Here is a 21,187-nt window from a genome sequence, read left to right on the forward strand (position 1 = left end):
CGCGAAAAGCTTCGCGAATGAATTCGCTCCCACGATCAATTCAACCTGTGGGCTACGCCGTCTTTGGCTCCTTGATCTTGTACCAGGCCACATACAGGGCGGGCAGGAACAACAGGGTCAGCAGCGTGGCGATGATGATGCCGCCGATCATCGCGTAGGCCATCGGTCCCCAGAACACCTCGCGGGCGATGGGGATCATGCCCAGGCTGGCCGCAGCCGCCGTCAGCAGAATCGGCCGGCGGCGATGCTCGGTGGCCTCGACCACGGCATCCCAAGGCGCGTATCCGCTCTGTTCGTAGGCATCAATCTGGGTCACCAGGATCACCGAGTTGCGGATGATGATACCGATCAGCGCCAAAACCCCGAGAATCGCCACGAAGCCCAGCGGTGTGCCGGTCGGGATCAACGCCAGCACCACGCCGATCAACCCCAGCGGCGCGACACTGGCCACCAGAAACATTTTCTGCACGCTGTGCAACTGGATCATCAGGAAAGTCGCCATCAGGAACAGCATCAACGGCACGACGCTGGCAATCGGTCCCTGTGCCTTGCTGCTCTCTTCCACCGTGCCACCGGTCGCCACCTTGTAGCCCACCGGCAAACCGGCGGCGAACTTGTCGATGTCCGGCTGCAGTTGCTTGACCAGATCGGTCGGCTGGATCTCGTCGCGCACCGCGCCTTTCACGGTGATGGTCGGTTTACGGTCACGGCGCCATACCAGTGGCTGCTCCAGTTCATAGCCGACCGTGGCAAACGCCAGCAGCGGAATCGAAGTCCCGGCCGGGGTCACGATCTGCAGGTTCTGCAGGGTTTCCGGCGTACCGCGCTCGGCATCCTCGGCGCGCCCCACCACGTCGATCAGGTAGATATCGTCACGCACCTGAGTCACCGCCGAGCCGCTGACCACGCTGTTCATCAATTGCGCGACGTCCTCGGAAGACAGCCCCAACTGCCGCGCCTTGTCCTGATTGATGTCGATACGCAGCACCTTGCCCGGCTCGTTCCAGTCGTAGATCACTTCACCGACGTGAGTGTTCTTGCCCAGCAACGTGGCCAGTTCGATGGCGTGCTGGCGAACCTTGTCGATGTTCTCGCCGCTGACGCGATACTGCAGCGGCCTGCCCACAGGCGGGCCCATTTCCAGCGGCTGCACGTAGGAACCGATGCCGACGTATTCATCGCGCAAGCGCTTCTGCAGACGTGCGGTCAGGGCACCGCGCTCTTCCAGACCTTTGCTGACAATCACCAACTGGGCGTAGAACGGGTTTTCCAGTTGCTGGTCCAGCGGCAGATAGAAACGCAACGCGCCCTGGCCGATATAGGTGCTCCAGCGCTCGATATCGGGATCGTCCTTGAGACTCGCCTCAAAACGGTCGACCACCTGGCGCGTCTCGTTGATCGAGGCGTTTTGCGGCAGGTTCAGGTCGACCAGGATTTCCGGCCGGTCCGAGGACGGAAAGAACTGGTTCTGCACGAACTGCATGGAGAACAGCGACGCTGCGAACAGCAGGATCGTCATGCCAATTGCCAGCCAGCGATTGCGCATGGCCCACAACATGCTGCTGTTGAATGCCCGGCCTACGCGCCCCGGTTCTTCGGACTTGGGTTTGATGTTACTGCTCAGAATGTGCACACCGATCACCGGCGCAAACAGCACCGCCACGATCCAGGAAACCAGCATCGCCACGGCAATCACGGCGAACAGCGTGAAGGTATATTCCCCGGCCGAACTGGCGTTCAGACCAATCGGCACGAAACCGGCCACCGTCACCAGCGTGCCGGTCAGCATCGGAAACGCCGTCGAGGTGTAGGCATAGGTTGCGGCCTGCTCCTTGGTTTCCCCCATTTCCAGGCGCGTGACCATCATTTCCACGGTGATCATGGCATCGTCCACCAACAACCCGAGGGCGATGATCAACGCGCCGAGGGAAATTCGCTGCATGGTGATGCCGCTGTACTCCATGAACACGAACACCATCGCCAGCACCAGCGGAATGGAACAGGCCACCACCAGGCCGGCGCGTACCCCAAGGCTGACAAAGCTGACCACCAGGACAATGATCACCGCCTCGAACAACGCACTGGTAAAGCCGCCCACCGCCTTGTCCACCACTTCGGCCTGATCCGACACTTTATGCACCCCGACGCCGACCGGCAGCTCGGCAGTGGTGGTGTCCATACGTTCATGCAGCGCCTTGCCGAACGCCTGAATATTGCCGCCCTTCCTCATCGCGATGGCCAGGCCAATCGCCGGTTTGCCGTTATAACGAAACAGCGGCGCAGGCGGGTCGGTGTAGCCGCGGGTGATCTCGGCGATATCGCTCAGGCGATAGAAACGGTCATTGAGCCGCAGGTTGACCGCCGCCAGGTCTTTCTCCGAGGCGAACTGCCCGGAGGTGCGCACGGAAATCCGCTCAGGCCCGGCTTCGATCACCCCGGCAGGTGTCACTGCGTTCTGCGATTGCAGGCTTTGCACCACCTGCCGCTGATCCAGCCCGAGGGCTGCCAGCTTGCGGGTGGAGAAGTTCAGGTACATCACTTCGTCCTGCTGGCCGATCATCTCCACCTTGCCAAGGCCAGGCACTTCGCGGATGTCGGCGCGGACCTTCTCGACATAATCGCGCAACTGGCGCATCGAAAAACCGTCAGCGGTAAAGGCGTAGATCGAACCGAACACATCGCCGAACTCGTCGTTGAACGCCGGGCCTTGCAGGCCCTGAGGGAACTGTCCGCGAATATCGTCGATCTTCTTGCGCACCTGATACCAGATCTGCGGTATTTCCTTGGCATCCGTGGTGTCGCGCAGGTACACGAAAACCGTGGATTCACCCGGCCGGGTGTAGCTTTTCACGTAGTCCAGCGAGTCCAGCTCTTCGAGCTTCTTCTCGATCCGGTCGGTTACCTGCTTCAGGGTTTCGTCCACGGTTGCGCCCGGCCAGCGGGTCTGGATAACCATGGTCTTGATCGTGAAGGACGGGTCTTCTTCGCGCCCCAGTTTCATATAGGAAAACACGCCCATCAGCAGCGCGACGAACATCAGATACCAGACAAACGACTGATGCTTGATGGCCCACTCGGACAGATTGAAACTCCCTTTCATCGCGGGCTTTCCTCATCGACTTTGACTTTCTGCCCCGGCTTGAGGCTGTTGACGCCCGCACTCACCACCTTGTCTCCGGCATTCACGCCAGCGGCCAGCAGAAAACTGTCGCCCTCGCGGCTGACAACCGTCACGTCTCTGGGGTTCACGGTCTGGTTTTGCGGGTCGATGACCCAGATCCGGCTTTTACCGTCGGCTTCCTGCAAGGCGCTGACCGGCAAACGCATGCGGGGTGCAATCGCCGAACTGAGGGTCACGCTGATCGCGGTGCCAAGACGCAAGGCCGGCGGGGTTTGTGCCAGTGACAGACGGGCGCGGCGAGTGCGGGTCGAGCGATCGGGTTGTGGCTCGATTTCCCGCAGGGTTGCGGTGGTATTCACCGAGGGATCAAGCTGACTGGCTACGGTAAACACCACATCGGCGGGCAACTGCTCGGCCAGTGAAGCCGGCAGGTCGATCACCGCTTCCTTGATATCGGGCCGCGCCAGGGTCACGACCTCCTGGCCTGCCGTGACGACCTGCCCGGCTTCGACTCGCCATTCGGTGACCACCGCATCGTCGTCACTGCGCAACTCGCTGTAACTCAACTGGTCACTGGCCTGCCGGGCTGCCGCCCTGGCCTGGTCCAGCGACGAGCGGGTGGTTTTCAGCTCGGTCAGGGCACTGTCGAGTTGGGCCTGGGCACCGACGCCACGGTCAAACAATTCCTGCTGACGGCGGGCATTGGCCTGGGCATTGATCCATTGCGCTTCGATTCGCGCCAGATCACCCTGGCGAGCACGCACGTTGTTCTGCTGGTCGGTCGGATCGAGGGTCGCGAGCAGGTCGCCCTTCTTCACTTCACTGCCGACATCGACATCGCGACGAGAAATGCGCCCCGGCACGCGAAAGCCCAGCACACTCTGGTAACGCGCCTGGATATTGCCCGCGAAACGTCCGAACTCCTGCAGCGAATCGGGCCGGGCCTCGACAAATACCACCGGACGAACCGGCTCGGGTGGTGTTTCTTCCTTGCCACAGCCGCTCAATACAAGGCCGCTCAACAACAGGCAGGACAGACGCTTCATGGTTGCACCCGGGCGTTTTGCTGTTGGGATTGGTCGGCGATTTCGACTTGCATGTCCGGATGCAGTAACTGTCCGCCCGCGATCACGACCTTCTCGCCACTCTTGAGCCCGTCACCGATGATGACTCTGGAGGTCAGGTAACGCACCACCTGCACCTTGCGCAGATTGACCTTGCCCTGCTCGTCTACCACCCACACCGCAGGCTTGCCCAGATGCTCGCCAAGGTCCTTGGTCAAGGCCGACCACGGCAACTCGACGCTGGCATTGGCCGGTGCGCTCAGGGCGACGCTCACTACCGAACCCAGGTCCATGCCTTCGGGTAACGGATCGAGCGCAATCTTGACCTGCAAGGTCCCGGTTTCAGCCGAAACGGCCGGCGTCACTTCACGCACCTTGCCGTTGACCTTGATCGCCGGGTTGTCGAGCAGGGTTACTTGCACCGGCTGGTCGGTGGGCGGCTGGACGAACAGCGACTCGAAGACATTGAACACCGCATCGCGCTCACCATCGCGGGCCAGGTCGAAGATCGGCACGGTGGCCTGCACCACCTGCCCGACCTCGGCCTGACGTGCGGTGATAACTCCCGCCGTATCGGCAGCCAGCGCGGTGTAACTCAGTTGCTCGCGGGCATTGGCCAGTTGCGCCTGCGCGGCTTTCAAGGCGCTCTCGCTGCCGCGCAATGCTGCCTGGGCGGAGTCGTACTCACTGCGGCTGGTGTAACCCTTGGGCAACAGTTTTTCCTGACGCACGAAGGCAGCACGAGTCTGGGTCACTCGCGCCTGCTCGGCAGCCACCGCGGCGAGCGCCGAATCGACATTGATCTGCAAATCCTTGGGATCGAGCCGGGCCAGGACCTGATTGGCCGTCACCCGATCACCGACATCCACATTGCGCTGGATGATCTTGCCATTGACCCGGAATGACAGCCGGGTCTGCACCCGCGCCTGAATATCGCCGGTCAGCGCCACGCTGGCGGCAAAATCGGCGGTTTTCACCGTCTGCACATACACCCGCGGCAGATCGGGAGCGGCCGGTTTTTCCTGGCCACAGCCAGCCAGCAGCAGAGCCGCCGCAAGACCGAGCATGACCAATCCAGAGGAACGAGCAGGCATGCAGACTCCTTTTTACAGCTGCCAGGTGCGAATGTGATATCACGCGAGAGGAACGTGAACATGCGACTGTGCGCAGGCCAGAGGGTTCCTTGAGGAGGCTCAAGTCTTGGGGGAGTGTCTTGCTTTCAGGAAAGCGGGCAGGTCATAGAACAGAAGTGCGTCGTATATCTATCGCAGACGACAAGCGCGGTGATGCATCAAACGAGTCCAACGGGATGGATCTTCTGGAAATCAGTCTCGGGACTGCCACATTCTGTATGTCAGTCAGATTCTGCGGATTTCTAGCGGCAATGATCGAACCTATCCGCGTAGCTGAAGAGACAATACCCAACGCCAACGTAATCCAGCCCAAAGGCTCCAGCAGCGGCGAATCGGGCACAAGCTCCCCCAGAACCGTGCGGGTAATGCCAAGCACAGCGACTGCTACACCACTCGTACCCGCGACAATCGTCGAGAGGCTGCCAGCACTGACAAAGCCGACCTGGGCAGCCTGCATGGACAGCATGAAAGGCAACGAAGGGAACAAGGCGCCGCCTGAAATCAAAAAGGAGGTAATGGTGAGACCAACACCGACGAGTAACTGCCAAGGCACATGCCCCGTCGGATCGAGACGATTGACCGGATCACCCAGGCAATAGGCATATGGATTCAACCCGCCCTCGCCAAACGGACTCAGGCTGTCCGGGCTGTTGAAACGCATCAGCACCGGGTTGTAGGCGCGATAGCCTTTGCCCAGCAGATAATGCCCGGTAAGCGGGTCGGGTTGTTCGCCATTGAAGCCAGGCAGATGCCGGATCGGTTCACGATGACCGAACGGTGCATAGGCAATGAGGGTGCTTTGCCCGGAAGTAGCTGTATTAAGCACACTATGGTGTTGATCGGTCGCGGCCAGGGTCGCAATAGGGCGCTTGCCCGCCAGTGTGTGCAACGCCAGCAGTTGATGTTCTCGATGCAGGAAACTGCGCTGCTCGGCACCCTGGATTTCAGTGGCCAGCCTTTCAGCCCGGTAGAAAGACCGAGTGAATGCATCGTTGGTCGGCGTGCGGGTTGCGAGACGATCCAGCGGGTCGTAGGTGTAGCGACACAGGACAGTTCGATGCGGCATGACGGGTAACCATTGTAAAAGTAAGACTGCCTGAACAATCTGCATGAGCAGGGCTTGCCTCGCTCACACCTTCACAATGAACCCTCACCGCAGCATTGGCTACTCGTAGAAATGACAGGTTCGCCCTCTATTCGCGAATGAATTGGCCCCCACATCGTCTGTAGAAACGGATTCATTCGCGAAGATTTCAGTTCCCCGACCCGCCATGGGCCTCTTCAAAGAAGTAATCCTTCCAGCTCTCGGCCTTGTTCTTCAAAACGCCCAGCTCATGCAGCTTTTCGGCATAGATGAAGGTGCGTTGCGGGGTGACGGTGAAATCGATTTCCGGGTCAGAGACGATTTTCTCGACCAGCGGCAACGGCAGTTTCGACTGTTCGACGCGGATATAGGTCTGCGCGGCAGCCGGTTTGTCGGCCTTGATGATCTTCTCGGCTTCCGCCAGCGCGGCGTAGAACGCCTTGTAGGTCCTGGGGTTCTCGTCGTGGAATTTCTGGGTGGTGTAAAGCACGTTGAAAGTGGCCTGACCGCCCAGCACGTCGTAGCTGCTCAGCACTTTATGCACGTTGGGATTTTCCAGCGCCTGATACTGGAAAGGCGGACTGGAGAAGTGCGAGTTGATTTCCGAGCCACCGGCAATCAACGCCGCAGTGGCGTCAGGGTGCGCCAGGCTGACGGAGATGTTGTCGAACTTTTTGAAGTTGGCGTTACCGAACTCCTTGGCCGTCTCGATCTGCAAGGTGCGCGACTGGAAGCCTACGCCCGCTGCTGGCACCGCGATGCGGTCCTTGTCGGTGAAGTCCTTGATGGTCTTGACGTTCGGGTTGTTGGTCAGCAGGTAGTTGGGCATCGAACCCAGCGAGGCAATCGCCTTGACGTTCTGCTTGCCCTTGGTCCGGTCCCAGATGGTCAGCATCGGCGGCACACCGGCCGACACCACATCCAGGGCACCGGCCAGCAGCGCTTCGTTCATCGCCGTGGCGCCGGAAATGCTGTTCCAGTCGACCTTGATATCCAGCCCCTGCTCCTTGCCGTGCTTCTCGATCAGTTTTTGATCGCGCACCACATCCAGAATCAGGTAACCGATTCCGAATTGTTGGGCGATGCTGATCTTGCCTTCGGCCTGCGCGCCGCCGCTGAGCAGAGCACCAGCCAGGCCCAGCGCGGCAGCCAGTGTGGTCAGTTTTAAAGAAGTAACCATGGAACCCTCACAAAAAACTCAAGAAGAGATAAACCCCAGCATTCCTGACGCTTAACGCTGCATGCCCCAGCGCTTGACCGTCAGGCGCTCGATATTGGCGAACAGCAGGTTTTCCACCAGCAGGCCGATGAGAATCACCGCCGCCAGCCCGGCAAATACCTTGTCGGTGTACAGCTCGTTACGGTTCTGGAAGATGTACCAGCCCAGACCGCCCTTGCCCGACGACGCGCCGAATACCAGCTCGGCAGCAATCAGGGTCCGCCAGGCAAAGGCCCAGCCGATTTTCAAACCCGCCAGGATCGACGGCAGCGCCGCCGGAATCAGGATGTGCCAGACAAAGCGCAAGCCCTTGAGGCCATAGTTGCGACCGGCCATGCGCTGGGTTTCCGACACTCCGAGAAACCCGGCATAGGTGTTGAGCGCCAGTGCCCACAGCACCGAATGCACCAGCACGAAGATCAGGCTGTTCTGCCCCAGACCGAACCACAGCAGTGCCAGCGGCAACAGGGCAATGGCCGGCAAAGGGTTGAACATCGCGGTCAGGGTGCTGAGCAGGTCGCGGCCCAACTGGGTCGAGACGGCCAGAGTCGTCAGGCCGAATGCCAGGACGATGCCGATCAGATAGCCCTGGATCAGCACAGTCAGGGAAATCCAGACTTTGCCCGGCAGTTCACCGGTGATGATGCCGTCATAGAACGCCGTGGCGGTTTGCAGGAAGCTGGGCAGCAGCAAGTCGTTGTTCTGGATGCGCGCAGCGACTTCCCAGAGCACCGCGAGCAGGATCATGATCACGCTTTTGCGTACCCAGCCCAGTTGCCAGATGCGTTGTACCAAAGGGATATCACGCGCCAGATCCTTCTGGGTGAAGGGCTCCAGCGTGACTTCGTATTCTTCGCGAACGGGGGATGAAAGACTCATGTCGGGTTCTCTGTGGTCATGTCGAGGCATTGGCATGGTTCGCGGATCAATCCACGCCTGCTCAGCCTGCGATGCCTCAATAGGCGATGCGGATATCCTGGAAATTCAGCTCGGACTCGGCCTGACCGGTTTCGTTTTCATCGAACAGCAAGCGGTGAATACGCTGTGCCGTTTGCTGAAAACCAACACCACCGAGGCTTTTCAGGTCGTACTGATGGCTGTTGATTTCCGCTCGCACCCGGCCCGGATGGGGCGACAACAACAGGATGCGGTTACCGACCACCAGCGCTTCTTCGATGGAGTGGGTCACGAACAGCAGGGTAAAACGCACTTCGTCCCACAGCTCCAGCAGTTCTTCCTGCATCTTGCGACGGGTCAGCGCATCGAGCGCCGCGAAAGGCTCGTCCATCAGCAGGATTTTCGGCTGCATCGCCAAGGCACGGGCAATCGCCACGCGAGCTTTCATGCCGCCGGACAAGGTATGCGGATAGGCATCGGCAAACGCACTGAGGCCGACCTTTTCCAGGTAGTAACGCGCCCGTTCCAGCGCTTCGGGACGCTTGAGGGTGCGTGAAGCCAGCAGCGGGAACATCACGTTTTCGATCACGGTTTTCCACGGCGGTAGCTGATCGAACTCCTGGAACACCACAATCCGGTCCGGGCCAGGCTCCTTGACCTGCACGCCAGCCAGACGAATCTGCCCTTCGCTGGGCTGAATGAACCCGGCCACCGCCTTGAGCAAGGTGGACTTGCCGCACCCGGACGGGCCGAGCAATACGAAGCGATCCGCCGGATCGACCTCAAAACTGACTTGATGGGTCGCCCGCACGACCCGCTCGGGTGTGCGGTACTCAAGGCTCACACCCTGAACCTTCAACAAGGCTTCAGTGGCATGCTGAGCGGCCTGTTGCGTGATCGAACCTTCGCTAGCCGTATGGCTTTGCACGACAGCATTCATGAACAACTCCCCTGAATCAGAACGGCGCATTGCCTTGAATGGTGGTGCGATACAGCTTGCGGCGCAGATGCGTCGGGCAACCGGCAGCCAGGTGGATCAGCGAACGGTTGTCCCAGAACACCATGTCGTTCGGCTGCCACTGATGGCGATAGATATGCTCGGGACGCACGCTGTGGGCGAAAATCTCGTCGAGAATCTGGCGGCTTTCGTCTTCCGGCAGTCCCACGATGCGGGTGGTGAACCCTTCGCTGACAAACAACGCCTTGCGGCCGTTTTCCGGGTGAGTGCGCACAATCGGGTGAGCCACTTCCACTACCTGGGCCAGTTGCTCTGGAGTCAGGGTCGGGCGCCAGCTGGCAGCGTTGTGACCTTCGGCATAGCGTGCGGTGTAGTTGTGCACGGCAGAGCGGCCTTGCACAGCGTCGCGCAGATGTTGCGGCAAGGTGTCCCAGGCCAGATGCATGTCGGCGAACAACGTATCACCGCCTTCGCTTGGCAGTTCCTGGGCGTAGAGCATCGAGCCGAGGCTCGGCAGTTCCTTGTAGGACAGATCCGAATGCCAGTACTTGCCGGCATCGCCGAGGCCCACAGGCTGACCGTTCTCGACAATGTTGGAGACAATCAGGATTTCCGGGTGGTTGGCCAGCAGGAACTGCTTGAGCACGTGGATCTGCAACACGCCGAAACGGCGGCTGAAATCGATCTGCTGTTGCGGGGTGATCTGCTGATCGCGGAAGACGATCAGGTGATGGTCCAGGTGGGCCTTGTGTAGCCGGGCGAAGTCGGTGTCATTGAGAGGCCTGGACAGATCCAGCCCGACTATTTCCGCGCCCACCTTGCCGGTGAGTGGACGCACCTCGAACGATTGCTCGGCGGCTTGGGTAGACGATGAAGCGAGGGCGGCTGCGGGCATGTGGACTCCGACTCCAAGACATGTAGATGACTGAGAGAAGGAACTTTATAGGTATAAGAAACTAAATTTAAATACCGTTATGGAATATTCATAGCGCTGAACGAGCTGAAGGCATTTAACATGTCGCAGGAGCGAATTCATGCGCTAAAAGGCGCACTTCACAGCGCTTTCGCGACTAAAGTCGCTCCTGCAGTGATCTTGCAGGGCCAACTCTAGTCGCGAAAAACAGCTCAATCAGAACGCTGGCAATACCGCGCCGTCGTACTTCTTGTTGATGTACTCCTTGACCTCAGGGCTGGTCAGCGCCTTGGACAGCTTCTGGATCGCGTCGCTGTTGGCGTTGTCTTCGCGGGTTACCAGGTAGTTCACGTAAGGCGAATCAGCACCTTCGATGATCAGTGCATCCTTGCGCGGGCTAAGCTTGGCTTCCAGGGCGTAGTTGGTGTTGATCAGGTCCAGGTCAACCTGGTCCAGCACACGCGGCAATACCGCCGATTCCAGTTCGCGGAACTTCAGCTTTTTCGGGTTGCTGGCGATGTCCTTGGTCGTCGACAGAGCGTTGGTCGGGTCCTTAAGGGTAATCAGGCCAGCTTTCTGCAGCAGAAGCAGGGCACGACCACCGTTGCTGCCTTCGTTTGGAATGGCCACGGTTGCGCCTTCAGGCAGGTCGGCCAGGCTCTTGTGCTTCCTGGAGTAAGCGCCGAACGGTTCGACGTGAACACCTACGCCGGTTACCAGTTTGGCGCCTTTACCCTTGTTGAAGCCATCCAGATAAGGCTTGGTCTGGAAGTAGTTGGCGTCCAGGCGCTTTTCGTTGAGCTGGACGTTAGGCTGGACGTAATCGGTGAAGACCTTGATTTCCAGGTCCACGCCTTCCTTGGCCAGGGTTGGCTTGATCAGCTCCAGGATTTCAGCGTGTGGAACAGGTGTCGCGCCTACCACCAGCTTTTCGCCAGCCTGAGCCAGGCCAATGGAAAACGCAGCCGCCAGAGCGGTCATCAACAAGGTCTTTTTCATGCAATATCCTTAGGAAATCAAAGTCGTGGAAAACGACAGCTCACCAGTGTGTTGCTCACGATGCCATTACCATCGCAAGCGTGGAGCGGACATTACCGGGGTTTCTTATTCCAAGAAAATATCTTTTTGCTAAGTGCTTATGCTTGATTGCTATCTGCCACCCCTGACAGGCAACCAGCCCCCCCGGAAAGCAGTGCTCATCCCGGAAACTGGATACGCTCCAGCAAGCGTTTCACCGCCAGAAGCTGCTCCTCCTTGGCCTCCACCAGAATCCGCCCGACCAGCCGCTCGACCTCCGCCAGCGGGTTGCTACTTTCCGGCAGGTTCAGGTGCTCCGGCAGAATCTCTTCGCCGCTGCTGACCAGCAGCGCAAAGTGAATGACGTTTTCCAGTTCGCGGGTATTGCCGGGCCAGCTATGGGCTTGCAGCACATGCTGCGCTTCATCGCTGATCAGTTGCACCGGCAGGTTCAGACGCTGACTGTAGATGCCTACGAAATACTCCGCCAACGGCAGGATATTGCCTGGCTGTTCGCGCAGGGCCGGCAGATCGAGACGCCCTTCGCTCAGGTAATGGTAAAGCCGCTCGTGAAACTTGCCGGCCTCGACGGCCTGGGCCAGATCGATGCTGGTTGCAGCTACCAGCCGCACATCCACCGGGCTTGGCTGCTGCGCGCCGACGCGCGTGACTTCATGGTTCTCCAGAGCGGACAGCAACTTGATCTGGATGGGCAGCGGTAAATCACCGATCTCATCCAGATACAGGGTGCCGCCATTGGCAGAGCCAAACCATCCGGCACGGCTGCTGCCCGAGACGCTGTGGGCACCTGCGGCATAGCCGAACAGCTCGGCATCGGCGTAATTAGGGCTGATGGCACCGCAGTTGACCGACACGAACAGACCGGAACGGTCACTGCCACGATGAATGTGCCGCGCCAGCAGTTCCTTGCCGGTGCCGGATTCGCCACGGATCAGGACAGGCAGCGAGCGAGGCGCCAGTTGCTCCATTTCTTCACGCAACTGACGAGAACGCGGATCGACGAAAACCAGCGCCTTGGCGCGGATGCTCAGGGGACTCTTGTCCGCTTCGGGGAACGTCAGCAACGGCTGACCGAAAACTTCAAGGCTCATGACAAACTCCCGCCTGAGCCCATGCGAGGCTCAAGCGTTAAAAAACAGACAGGCCCCAATGGCCCGACGAAAACATGATGGGGTCGGCAGGGTATGAACTCATGCCCGACGGCGTGCGTGCTGTTCCAGCCGGTTCTGCAAGCGGTACAGGTAAGCGAAACCCTGTTCCCAGCGTTGATGGCCAGACTTGACGTTGATGTGCCCTGCCTGACTCAGGAATCCGACTTCTGCGCCCCAGCGACGGGCCATTTCCAGAGCGCGCTGGGAGCTGACGGCAGGGTCGTTGTCCGAACTGACGATCTGTGTCGGGAACGGCAGCAGGTCCTTGGGGATCGGGGCAAAATTGCGCAACGCTGGTGGACAGTTGGGACGCTCGACGTCGGCCGGCGCCACCAGCAAGGCACCATGCACCTGGCGCAAGGATTCCAGCGGAGCCAGTTGCGCCCAATGCGCCACCGTGATGCAACCCAGGCTATGCGCGATCAGGATCACTGGCGTGTCATGTGCAGAAATCATCCGCTGCAACTCGCCGACCCAGTCTTCACGACGAGGGCGGAGCCAGTCGGACTGCTCCACTCGCGCACTGTTGGGCAGACTGGCCTGCCAGTGGCTTTGCCAATGATCTTCAGGCGACCCTTGCCAGCCTGGCACGATCAGATAACGGATCGACTCGTTGTGCATGGGTTGCCTCCTGCAGATGGGCATTCATGGAACGAGTATAGGGACGAAACTTATATCCGATAAGGAATAAGTAGCTATTTATTAATACCCTTAAGGAATATGCAAAGCCAAAAAAAAAGGAACCGCCCCCTGTCTCAAGGACGATCCCTCTAAAAATCGCTTTCACAGGGGAAGATAAACACCTTCGGTTACAGGATGACGACAACAAAGGAAAACTCCGACAACACGTTTGCGCCCTATATGACCGGGTATGCATTCAGTCAGGCAACACTTGCACAATTGTCATAAATGCTTCCATTCTTTGACAGCGGTACCGGGCAAAGGAGTTGCCACCGGGTACCCTGTCGGGCACGCCCGACCTTGCACCAACCGATGACAGGAAGGGTCATGCATATGCCCGAGTCAAACAGCCTTGCCACCTGGAACCGCGCCCTGCGCAAACAACTCGACGCCCTGAACCTCGACAGCCTGGAGCTGTGCAAGGCTGCCGGGCTCGATCCACTGCACGTCGATGCACCCGACGCCGGACACACGTCGCACGCAACCCGGCGCTTCTGGCAACTGGCAGTCCAGGCCAGCGGTGATCCGGCACTGGGTTTGCGGGTATCACGCTTCGTCAGCCCGACCACCTTTCATGCGCTGGGCTACACCCTGGTGGCCAGCGAGTCGTTGCGCGAAGTCTTCGAGCGCATCGTGCGCTACCACTCGGTGGCCAATGACGCACTGGTCCTGAGCTTCAGGCGAGTCGGCGAACGTTATGAGTTGAGTTTCAATGCACCGGCAGATGCCCCGCTACCCGCCCCCGAAGTGCTGGATGCCTTCGCCGCCATCTATGTACGCACCTGTCGTAACCGGCTGGGACGAGGCTATGCGCCGCTGAGTGTCCACTTGCAGCGCCGCGCACCGGAAAACCCGCAACCCTGGCACGACTTCTTCCGTGCACCGCTGCACTTCTCGGCGGAAGAAAACCTGCTGGAATTCGCCAGCGCTGACTTTGACAGCCATCTGGACGACAACCTGGCGCCCCTGAACGAGCCAAGCCAGTACGCGGAACAACATCAACCGCTGATATGGGAACAGCGCGTGCGTTCAGCCATCGAAAGCCTGCTCCCGGAAGGCGAACCCTCGGCCGAAAGCATTGCCCAGGCCTTGAACCTGAGCCCGCGCAGCCTGCAACGACACCTGGCCGACGAAGGCTGCCGTTATGACCTGCTGCTCAAGCAATGTCGCCAGAACCTGGCGTTGCTGCACATCAATGACCCGCTGGTTTCCCTGAGCGAAGCCGCTTACCTGCTGGGATTTGCCGATACCGACAGCCTGAACCGCGCCTTCAAACGCTGGACGGGGCAGACACCGGAGCAGTATCGCAATGCGTTGGCGAGGTGAACTGCAGCGCTGCCATCACTTGACCACCTGTTGTATTCAGACGGTCTCAGTAAATCCAAACGCCATGAAAACCTCATGTCCACTGGTCACGATCAAACGTGGAGGCTTTAAAGGTTTGCTGGTAAATTCGCCGCCGAAAACGAAAAAACCCACCGTAAGGTGGGTTCTTCGTGAATCACTTTCGCATGTCCGCGGGTGGAGGCTTTCGCCCTCGTTTCCCTCGGCTAGTGACCGCAATATAAGGATATTCACGGGTGTCGTCAACGCTTGCCCAACCTCTCGCACCAGCTATCCGCCTCGCTTTATCGCCGGCAAGATTTGCAACTTACGAAGCCGCAGCCAGAGCATCAGGGCTCTCCCCTGAAGATGCAGTGACGCTGTATGCATGGAACGCCCACGTTTCAGGAGCCCTGCTGACTCCACTGCACATTTGTGAGGTAGCTGTGCGCAATGCAGTAGCGGATGCCCTGACGGCTGTTTATGGAAAACACTGGCCCTGGGACAGAAATTTTGAAAACAGTCTGCCGATATCCAAAGGGCTTGGTTACCAGCAGCGGCAGGACCTGATCAACACCCGTACCCGGTTCCGCACCACAGACCGCATTGTTGTCGAACTCAAATTCGTGTTCTGGGAAAAGATGTTTACCAGCCGCCACGATCAACGAATCTGGAACGCGCACCTCTTTTCGCTGTTTCCGAACCTGGACCCGACGCAGACGGTTTCAGCTCACAGACTGAGGCTGGCAACGGATCTGGAGGCTATCCGCCTGCTGCGTAACCGGATTGCCCATCATGAACCGATCTTCAAGCGCAACCTGAGCGAGGAGTTTTCAAAGGTGCATGATCTGGTTGAGGCTCGGTGCCAAGTATCGGCAGCATGGATGCTAGGGGAGCAAATGGCTCTTGCAGCTATCCAGGCCAAACCGTTTTGAGGCGACTGCTCAGCGATATTCGATGTGAGTCAGCTCACCACCTTTGCCCGTGAATAATTGGCCACCTTGCGCAACCCGAGCACATCGAAGACTTCCAGTTGCTCGTCTCCAAGACGCACGATCTTGCGCTGCTGCAGGTCTTCGAGCTCTTCCAGCAAGGCTGCTCGGGACAGCGATAAGGTTTCCATGGCGTGGATATCGTCCAGTGCAATCAGGCGCCGTGCATGGCTCAAATTGCCATAGCCTTCACATAGCAGCAGCAAGCGCCAGGCCACTTGTGCCCTGGCCGGTAGCTGTTTCAGTTTCTCGGGAGCGGGCAAGGCCAGGCCCAGTTTCTGGCTGAGGAGCGCCTCGAAGGCACGCCAGTGCTGCGGGTTGTTTTCCAGGCACTGAATCAGGGTTTCCTGGGGAATATGCAGGAAGATCGTCTGATCCACCGAGTAGGCGTCCTGCATACGCGGCATGCCGTCGAACAGCGAAACCTCACCAAACCAGTAAGGCGGTCTGACTTCCGCCAGTCGTGGCGTCAGGCGTTGTTCATGAGCGGCGCCCATACGTACCGTGCCTTCGAGCAGCACATACAGTCCGCACGGCGGGTCGCCTTTTTCAAACAGCAGCTTGCCGGGTGTCTTGCGTCGCTGCCGAGCGGCGTCAAGCAGGCTATCCTGCAAATCGGCAGGTAAATGTGTAAACCAGTAATCGGACAGTAATCGTGACCGCCATCCCGCTCCATTTGTCATGTTTGCTCCCTTTTTTTCCAAACGCTCGTATTGCAAAAGCGATACGGTAGCTCAACCCGATAATCGTCTCAGGCAGGAATAATAATGAAAAACCTTGTCGATCATCTCAGCCAATACGCCGCCTATCACCGTGATTCGCGCAATATCGTGACCCACTTCGTAGGTATTCCGCTGATTGTGCTTGCTGTAGCGGTGTTGCTGTCGCGTCCGGGCTGGGAAGTGGCCGGGTTCTGGCTGTCGCCTGCGGCGCTGGTGGCGCTGGCTTCGACCGTGTTCTACCTCAGGCTCGACCGGGTGCTGGGCGTAGTGATGGCGGTGATGCTGGGACTTTGTATCTGGGCGGGCGCAAACCTGGCGCAACAAGCGACCATGGTCTGGCTGAGTGCGGGTGTCGGGCTGTTCGTGATCGGCTGGATCATCCAGTTCATCGGCCACTATTACGAAGGCCGCAAACCGGCGTTCGTGGATGACGTGATGGGCCTGATCATCGGCCCCCTGTTCGTGGTCGCGGAACTGGCGTTTCTGATGGGCATGCGCAAGGCGTTGCAGCACAGCATCGAAGAGCGTGTCGGCCCGGTCAGGCGCAACACGCCAAAAGCAGCAGTGTAAAGCCTGCGTAGGAGCGAATTCATTCGCGAATGAATTCGCTCTACAGGTGGCGGCTAGACGCCCTGGAGCTTCTGCCAGACCTTGGGCTTGAAGAACAGCGTCTCGCCCCGCGCCAGACCGACCAGGCTGTCGTGATCCTTCACCACTTCGACTTCGATCAGCTCGCTCTGACCTTCAGCCTTGAGGGTCACTCGCGTGGTGGCGCCCAACGGGCGGATGTCGCGGACTTCGGCGGCATGGTGGTCTTCCAGCTCCTGCCGTGACAGCGATACTTCGTGCGGGCGGAACAACACCTGGCCATCACCGAGGCTCAAGCGGTTCGAGTCGCCAAGGAAGTGGTAGACGAAGTCGTTGGACGGTGCCTCGTAAACCTCTCCAGGCGAGCCGATCTGCTCGATCACACCCTTGTTCATCACCACGATGCGGTCAGCCACTTCCATGGCCTCTTCCTGGTCGTGGGTCACGAACACCGAAGTCAGGTTGATGTCTTCGTGCAGGCGCGCCAGCCAGCGACGCAGCTCCTTACGCACCTTGGCATCCAGCGCACCGAACGGTTCGTCCAGCAGCAACACCTTGGGCTCGACCGCCAGGGCACGCGCCAGGGCAATACGCTGACGCTGACCACCGGAAAGCTGCTCGGGGTAACGGTCGGCCAGCCAGTCCAGTTGCACCATGTTCAACAGCTCATGAACCTTGGCGGCGATCTGGGTTTCGTTCGGGCGCTGATTCTTGGGCTTCATGCGCAGGCCAAACGCGACGTTGTCGAACACCGTCATGTGCCGGAACAGCGCGTAATGCTGGAATACGAACCCGACGTTGCGGTCACGTACATCGTGCCCGGAGACGTCTTCGCCGTGGAACACGATGCTGCCGTTATCCGGGGTTTCCAGACCGGCAATGATGCGCAACAAGGTAGTCTTGCCGCAGCCTGACGGGCCGAGCAAGGCAACCAGTTCGCCACTCTGGATATCCAGAGTGATGTTGTTCAGGGCCTTGAAGGCGTTGAAGTTCTTGCTGACGTTACGGACTTCGATCGACATGATTTATTCCTCCGCCGCGCTTTGGCGCAGACGGTTAATGCGGGATTCGCTCCACTGCTTGAGCAGCAGGATGAACAGCGCCAGGATCAGCAACAGGCTTGCCACGGCAAAGGCTGCGACGTGGTTGTACTCGTTGTAGAGGATTTCGACGTGCAGCGGCAAGGTGTTGGTGACGCCGCGGATGTGGCCGGAAACCACCGACACCGCACCGAACTCACCCATGGCCCGTGCGGTACAGAGCACCACGCCGTAGATCAGGCCCCATTTGATATTGGGCACCGTGACGTGCCAGAACATTTGCCAGCCGTTGGCGCCCAGCAGGCGCGCAGCTTCTTCTTCCTGCGTGCCCTGCTCCTGCATCAGCGGGATCAGCTCACGCGCCACGAACGGCACGGTCACGAAGATGGTCGCCAGTACGATGCCCGGCAAGGCAAATACGATCTGGATATCGTGATCCTGTAGCCATGGCCCGAAAAAGCCCTGGGCACCGAACATCAGCACATACACCAGACCGGCGATGACCGGCGACACCGAAAACGGCAGGTCGATCAGGGTTACCAGAATGCTCTTGCCGCGGAACGAGTATTTACTCACGCACCAGGCCGCGCTGACTCCGAATATCACGTTGAGCGGCACCGAGATCAGCACCGCAATCACCGTGAGCTTGAGCGCCGACAGCGCATCGGGCTCAAGAATTGCCGAGAAGAACGCACCCAGGCCGTTTTTCAGGCCTTGAGAAACCACGATGAACAGCGGCAACCCCAGGAACAGGGCAAAGATCAGCCAGCCAAGACCGATCAGGACCCGGCGTGCAACCGAGTTGCCACGGCGTGCAGCATTGGCATCGGCGGCGGCAGAAACAGATGAATAAGACATGCGCGCCTCCTCAGGATGGGGTTTCGATGCGCCGCTGCAACAAGTTGATCAGCAGCAGCAGAATGAAGGAAACCACCAGCATCATCACGCCGATAGCCGTCGCGCCGGTGTAGTCATACTGGTCGAGCTTGACCATGATCAGCAGCGGCAGGATCTCGGTTTTCATCGGCATGTTGCCCGCGATGAAAATCACCGAGCCGTACTCGCCGACACCACGGGCAAACGCCAGGGCAAAACCGGTCAGCCACGCAGGCAACAAGGCAGGCACCAGAATGTAGCGGAACACCTGCAGCGGACGAGCGCCCAGGCAGGCCGCCGCTTCTTCCACCTCACGCGGGATATCGGCCAGCACCGGCTGCACGGTCCGCACCACAAACGGCATGGTCACGAAGGTCAGCGCCAGGGTGATACCCAACGGGGTGTAGGCGATCTTGAAACCCAGGTCCGTGGCGAACTGCCCGACCAGCCCGTTGGGCGCATACAGCGCGGTCAGCGCAATACCGGCCACGGCAGTGGGCAGGGCGAACGGCAGATCGATCATCGCATCGATGATCTTGCGTCCGGGGAAGGTATAGCGCACCAGCACCCAGGCCAGCAGCGTACCGATGACGCCGTTGATCAGGGCTGCATAGAACGCGGTGCCGAAACTCAGCTTCAAGGCCGCGATCACCCGTGGAGCGGTGATGATGGTCCAGAACTGATCCCAGGTAAGCTGCGCGGCATGCACGAACATGGCCGCCAGCGGTATAAGCACAATCAGACTGAGGTACACCAAGGTGTAACCCAGCGTCAGCCCGAAGCCGGGTATGACGGGGGAGATACGACGCGACATAAAAGTCCTTGGTTACGCTTGCACAAAGCCCGGAATCGAATCCGGGCTAATGAACGTGTCCTGGCGGCAGAGCCTTGTCGGCAATGCCGCCAGGTTGCACAGATTATTACTGCGCCTGGTAAATCTGGTCGAACACACCACCGTCATTGAAAAATTTCGGCTGCGCAGTTTTCCAGCCGCCAAAGTCTTTGTCGATAGTCACCAGCTCCAGTTTGGGGAATTGCTTCTCGTATTTGGCAGCGACTTCAGCATCACGCGGGCGATAGAAGTTCTTGGCCGCGATTTCCTGACCAGCCTTGCTGTACAGGTGCTTCAGGTATTCGGTTGCGACTTCGGTATTGCCCTTCTTCTCGGCGTTCTTGTCGACTACCGCGACTGGCGGCTCGGCCAGGATCGACAGCGAAGGCACGACGATCTCGAACTTGTCGGTACCACCGTCTTCCTTCAGGGCCAGGAACGCTTCGTTTTCCCAGGCCAGCAACACGTCACCCTGACCGTTGTTGACGAAGGTAATGGTCGAACCGCGTGCGCCGGTATCCAGAATCGGCACATGCTTGAACAGGGTCTGCACATATTCCTTGGCCTTGGCTTCGCTGCCGCCGGACTTCAGGCCATAGGCCCAGGCTGCCAGGAAGTTCCAGCGGGCGCCGCCACTGGTTTTCGGGTTCGGGGTAATGACCGAGACATCAGGCTTGATCAGGTCGCCCCAGTCCTTGATGCCCTTGGGGTTGCCCTTGCGCACCAGGAATACGATGGTCGAGGTGTATGGCGTGCTCGCATCCGGCAGGCGGGTCTGCCAGTTTTCCGGAAGGCTCTTGCCCAGCTTGGCGATTTCGTCGATGTCACCGGCCAGCGCCAGAGTCACCACGTCAGCGCGCAGGCCGTCGATGACCGCCCGGCCCTGCTTGCCCGAACCGCCGTGGGATTGCTTGACGGTAACGGTGTCGTCCGGGTGAGTCTTCTTCCAGTGGCTGGCGAACTCGGCGTTGTACTCCTGATACAGCTCGCGTGTCGGATCATAGGACACGTTGAGCAATTCATAATCCTTGGCAACAGCGGAACCGGCAAAAACAGCACTGGCGAGAGCGGCCAGGGCAAAACGGCGAATGGACATAAGGTGAAGCTCCTGGAAATTCTGTGTGTTGGCTTTTTTCTGTTTTTCTTGGCGCATCACGACCGCATTCGGAAGGGTGCGTTGCTGTTCAGGGGTGAATCAGGAGTCAAGATGAAGCCCTCCGGTTAACCAGTCGGGTGCGGAATCAGCTCGGCTTGGCGCCGGAGTTCTGCAAACGAAACTTTTCCTTACGCTCGATCTGCACCACTTGCGCGTTGTGCACGGTGATTTCGACGGCTCCAAAACGCAGGTCACGCAACGCACTCTGAATTTCACGCAGAATTGCTGCTTCGTCCTGACCGTCAACACTACGTAGAGATGCGCTCATAATCGTATTCCTTGAAATTTGAGAGGCCTGCCTGTCGCGACTGGGGGCGATGGCTCATGGCGGTGAGGCAATAGTAGATAGGCAGAGTTATTCTTAAAAAGACTATTTAAGAATGCAGATATAACCAAAAG

General features: G+C 59.1%; 20 protein-coding genes. 3 read left to right on the forward strand and 17 right to left on the reverse strand.

All coding sequences use genetic code 11. The features are described from left to right. Positions 1-52: 52 nt before the first annotated feature. The 11 genes from ALQ04_RS21025 to ALQ04_RS21075 all read right to left on the reverse strand — a co-directional run bounded on the left by ALQ04_RS21025 (position 53) and on the right by ALQ04_RS21075 (position 13,199). Entirely contained in the window at positions 53-3,100 is a 3,048-nt protein-coding gene (locus ALQ04_RS21025; protein WP_122317663.1) for an efflux RND transporter permease subunit, read from the reverse strand. Beyond that, positions 3,097-4,167: an efflux RND transporter periplasmic adaptor subunit gene (locus tag ALQ04_RS21030; RefSeq protein ID WP_122317664.1), complete on the reverse strand. Its 1,071-nt coding sequence runs from the start codon at positions 4,165-4,167 to the stop codon at positions 3,097-3,099. Before ALQ04_RS21030 ends, ALQ04_RS21025 begins: the two co-directional genes overlap by 4 nt. Next, positions 4,164-5,279 (reverse strand): efflux RND transporter periplasmic adaptor subunit, encoded by a 1,116-nt coding sequence (locus ALQ04_RS21035; RefSeq protein ID WP_122317665.1) that lies wholly within the window; start codon positions 5,277-5,279, stop codon positions 4,164-4,166. Before ALQ04_RS21035 ends, ALQ04_RS21030 begins: the two co-directional genes overlap by 4 nt. Before the next feature lie 142 nt (positions 5,280-5,421). Continuing rightward, positions 5,422-6,384 (reverse strand): RHS repeat-associated core domain-containing protein, encoded by a 963-nt coding sequence (locus ALQ04_RS21040; RefSeq protein WP_122317666.1) that lies wholly within the window; start codon positions 6,382-6,384, stop codon positions 5,422-5,424. 187 nt (positions 6,385-6,571) lie between these two features. After that, positions 6,572-7,582 (reverse strand): ABC transporter substrate-binding protein, encoded by a 1,011-nt coding sequence (locus ALQ04_RS21045; protein WP_122317667.1) that lies wholly within the window; start codon positions 7,580-7,582, stop codon positions 6,572-6,574. A gap of 51 nt (positions 7,583-7,633) precedes the next feature. After that, a complete protein-coding gene (locus tag ALQ04_RS21050; protein ID WP_122317668.1) occupies positions 7,634-8,500 on the reverse strand; it encodes an ABC transporter permease in 867 nt (288 codons plus the stop codon). 76 nt (positions 8,501-8,576) lie between these two features. Further along, on the reverse strand, positions 8,577-9,458 hold the full coding sequence (locus ALQ04_RS21055; protein ID WP_122317669.1) for an ABC transporter ATP-binding protein: 882 nt from the start codon (positions 9,456-9,458) through the stop codon (positions 8,577-8,579). 16 nt (positions 9,459-9,474) lie between these two features. Further along, positions 9,475-10,371: a TauD/TfdA family dioxygenase gene (locus ALQ04_RS21060; protein WP_122317670.1), complete on the reverse strand. Its 897-nt coding sequence runs from the start codon at positions 10,369-10,371 to the stop codon at positions 9,475-9,477. A gap of 234 nt (positions 10,372-10,605) precedes the next feature. Beyond that, a complete protein-coding gene (locus tag ALQ04_RS21065) occupies positions 10,606-11,388 on the reverse strand; it encodes a MetQ/NlpA family ABC transporter substrate-binding protein (RefSeq protein WP_122317671.1) in 783 nt (260 codons plus the stop codon). Between the two features lie 197 nt (positions 11,389-11,585). Further along, the gene (locus tag ALQ04_RS21070) at positions 11,586-12,518 is read right to left on the reverse strand and encodes a sigma 54-interacting transcriptional regulator (protein WP_122317672.1); all 933 of its coding nucleotides are present in this window, start codon (positions 12,516-12,518) and stop codon (positions 11,586-11,588) included. Positions 12,519-12,617: 99 nt separating this feature from the next. Then, positions 12,618-13,199, reverse strand: coding sequence for an alpha/beta hydrolase (locus tag ALQ04_RS21075; protein WP_122317673.1), 582 nt, complete (start codon positions 13,197-13,199; stop codon positions 12,618-12,620). A gap of 393 nt (positions 13,200-13,592) precedes the next feature. On the opposite strand from ALQ04_RS21075, the gene ALQ04_RS21080 reads away from it, so the two are divergent. Both ALQ04_RS21080 and ALQ04_RS21085 read left to right on the forward strand, forming a co-directional pair. Further along, positions 13,593-14,585: an AraC family transcriptional regulator gene (locus ALQ04_RS21080; protein WP_122317772.1), complete on the forward strand. Its 993-nt coding sequence runs from the start codon at positions 13,593-13,595 to the stop codon at positions 14,583-14,585. 254 nt (positions 14,586-14,839) lie between these two features. Beyond that, complete coding sequence (locus ALQ04_RS21085; protein WP_122317674.1) at positions 14,840-15,517, forward strand: Abi family protein; 678 nt, start codon at positions 14,840-14,842, stop codon at positions 15,515-15,517. A 29-nt stretch (positions 15,518-15,546) separates the two neighbouring features. Here the strand turns inward: ALQ04_RS21085 and ALQ04_RS21090 are convergent, their stop codons facing one another. Then, on the reverse strand, positions 15,547-16,257 hold the full coding sequence (locus tag ALQ04_RS21090; protein ID WP_122317675.1) for a Crp/Fnr family transcriptional regulator: 711 nt from the start codon (positions 16,255-16,257) through the stop codon (positions 15,547-15,549). Between the two features lie 84 nt (positions 16,258-16,341). On the opposite strand from ALQ04_RS21090, the gene ALQ04_RS21095 reads away from it, so the two are divergent. Then, entirely contained in the window at positions 16,342-16,866 is a 525-nt protein-coding gene (locus ALQ04_RS21095) for a DUF962 domain-containing protein (RefSeq protein WP_122317676.1), read from the forward strand. Between the two features lie 53 nt (positions 16,867-16,919). Here ALQ04_RS21095 and ALQ04_RS21100 read toward each other — a convergent pair whose 3' ends face one another. The 5 genes from ALQ04_RS21100 to oscA all read right to left on the reverse strand — a co-directional run bounded on the left by ALQ04_RS21100 (position 16,920) and on the right by oscA (position 21,056). Continuing rightward, complete coding sequence (locus tag ALQ04_RS21100) at positions 16,920-17,906, reverse strand: sulfate/molybdate ABC transporter ATP-binding protein (protein WP_122317677.1); 987 nt, start codon at positions 17,904-17,906, stop codon at positions 16,920-16,922. Positions 17,907-17,909: 3 nt separating this feature from the next. After that, entirely contained in the window at positions 17,910-18,782 is an 873-nt protein-coding gene (gene cysW, locus ALQ04_RS21105; protein ID WP_122317678.1) for a sulfate ABC transporter permease subunit CysW, read from the reverse strand. 10 nt (positions 18,783-18,792) lie between these two features. Then, a complete protein-coding gene (gene cysT / locus ALQ04_RS21110; RefSeq protein WP_025258057.1) occupies positions 18,793-19,614 on the reverse strand; it encodes a sulfate ABC transporter permease subunit CysT in 822 nt (273 codons plus the stop codon). 106 nt (positions 19,615-19,720) lie between these two features. Next, on the reverse strand, positions 19,721-20,728 hold the full coding sequence (locus ALQ04_RS21115; RefSeq protein WP_122317773.1) for a sulfate ABC transporter substrate-binding protein: 1,008 nt from the start codon (positions 20,726-20,728) through the stop codon (positions 19,721-19,723). 145 nt (positions 20,729-20,873) lie between these two features. Continuing rightward, positions 20,874-21,056, reverse strand: a complete 183-nt coding sequence (gene oscA, locus ALQ04_RS21120) for a sulfur starvation response protein OscA (RefSeq protein ID WP_025258055.1) — start codon at positions 21,054-21,056, stop codon at positions 20,874-20,876. Positions 21,057-21,187: the final 131 nt, after the last annotated feature.

Source organism: Pseudomonas cichorii (assembly GCF_003700275.1).
GTDB lineage: Bacteria > Pseudomonadota > Gammaproteobacteria > Pseudomonadales > Pseudomonadaceae > Aquipseudomonas > Aquipseudomonas cichorii_B.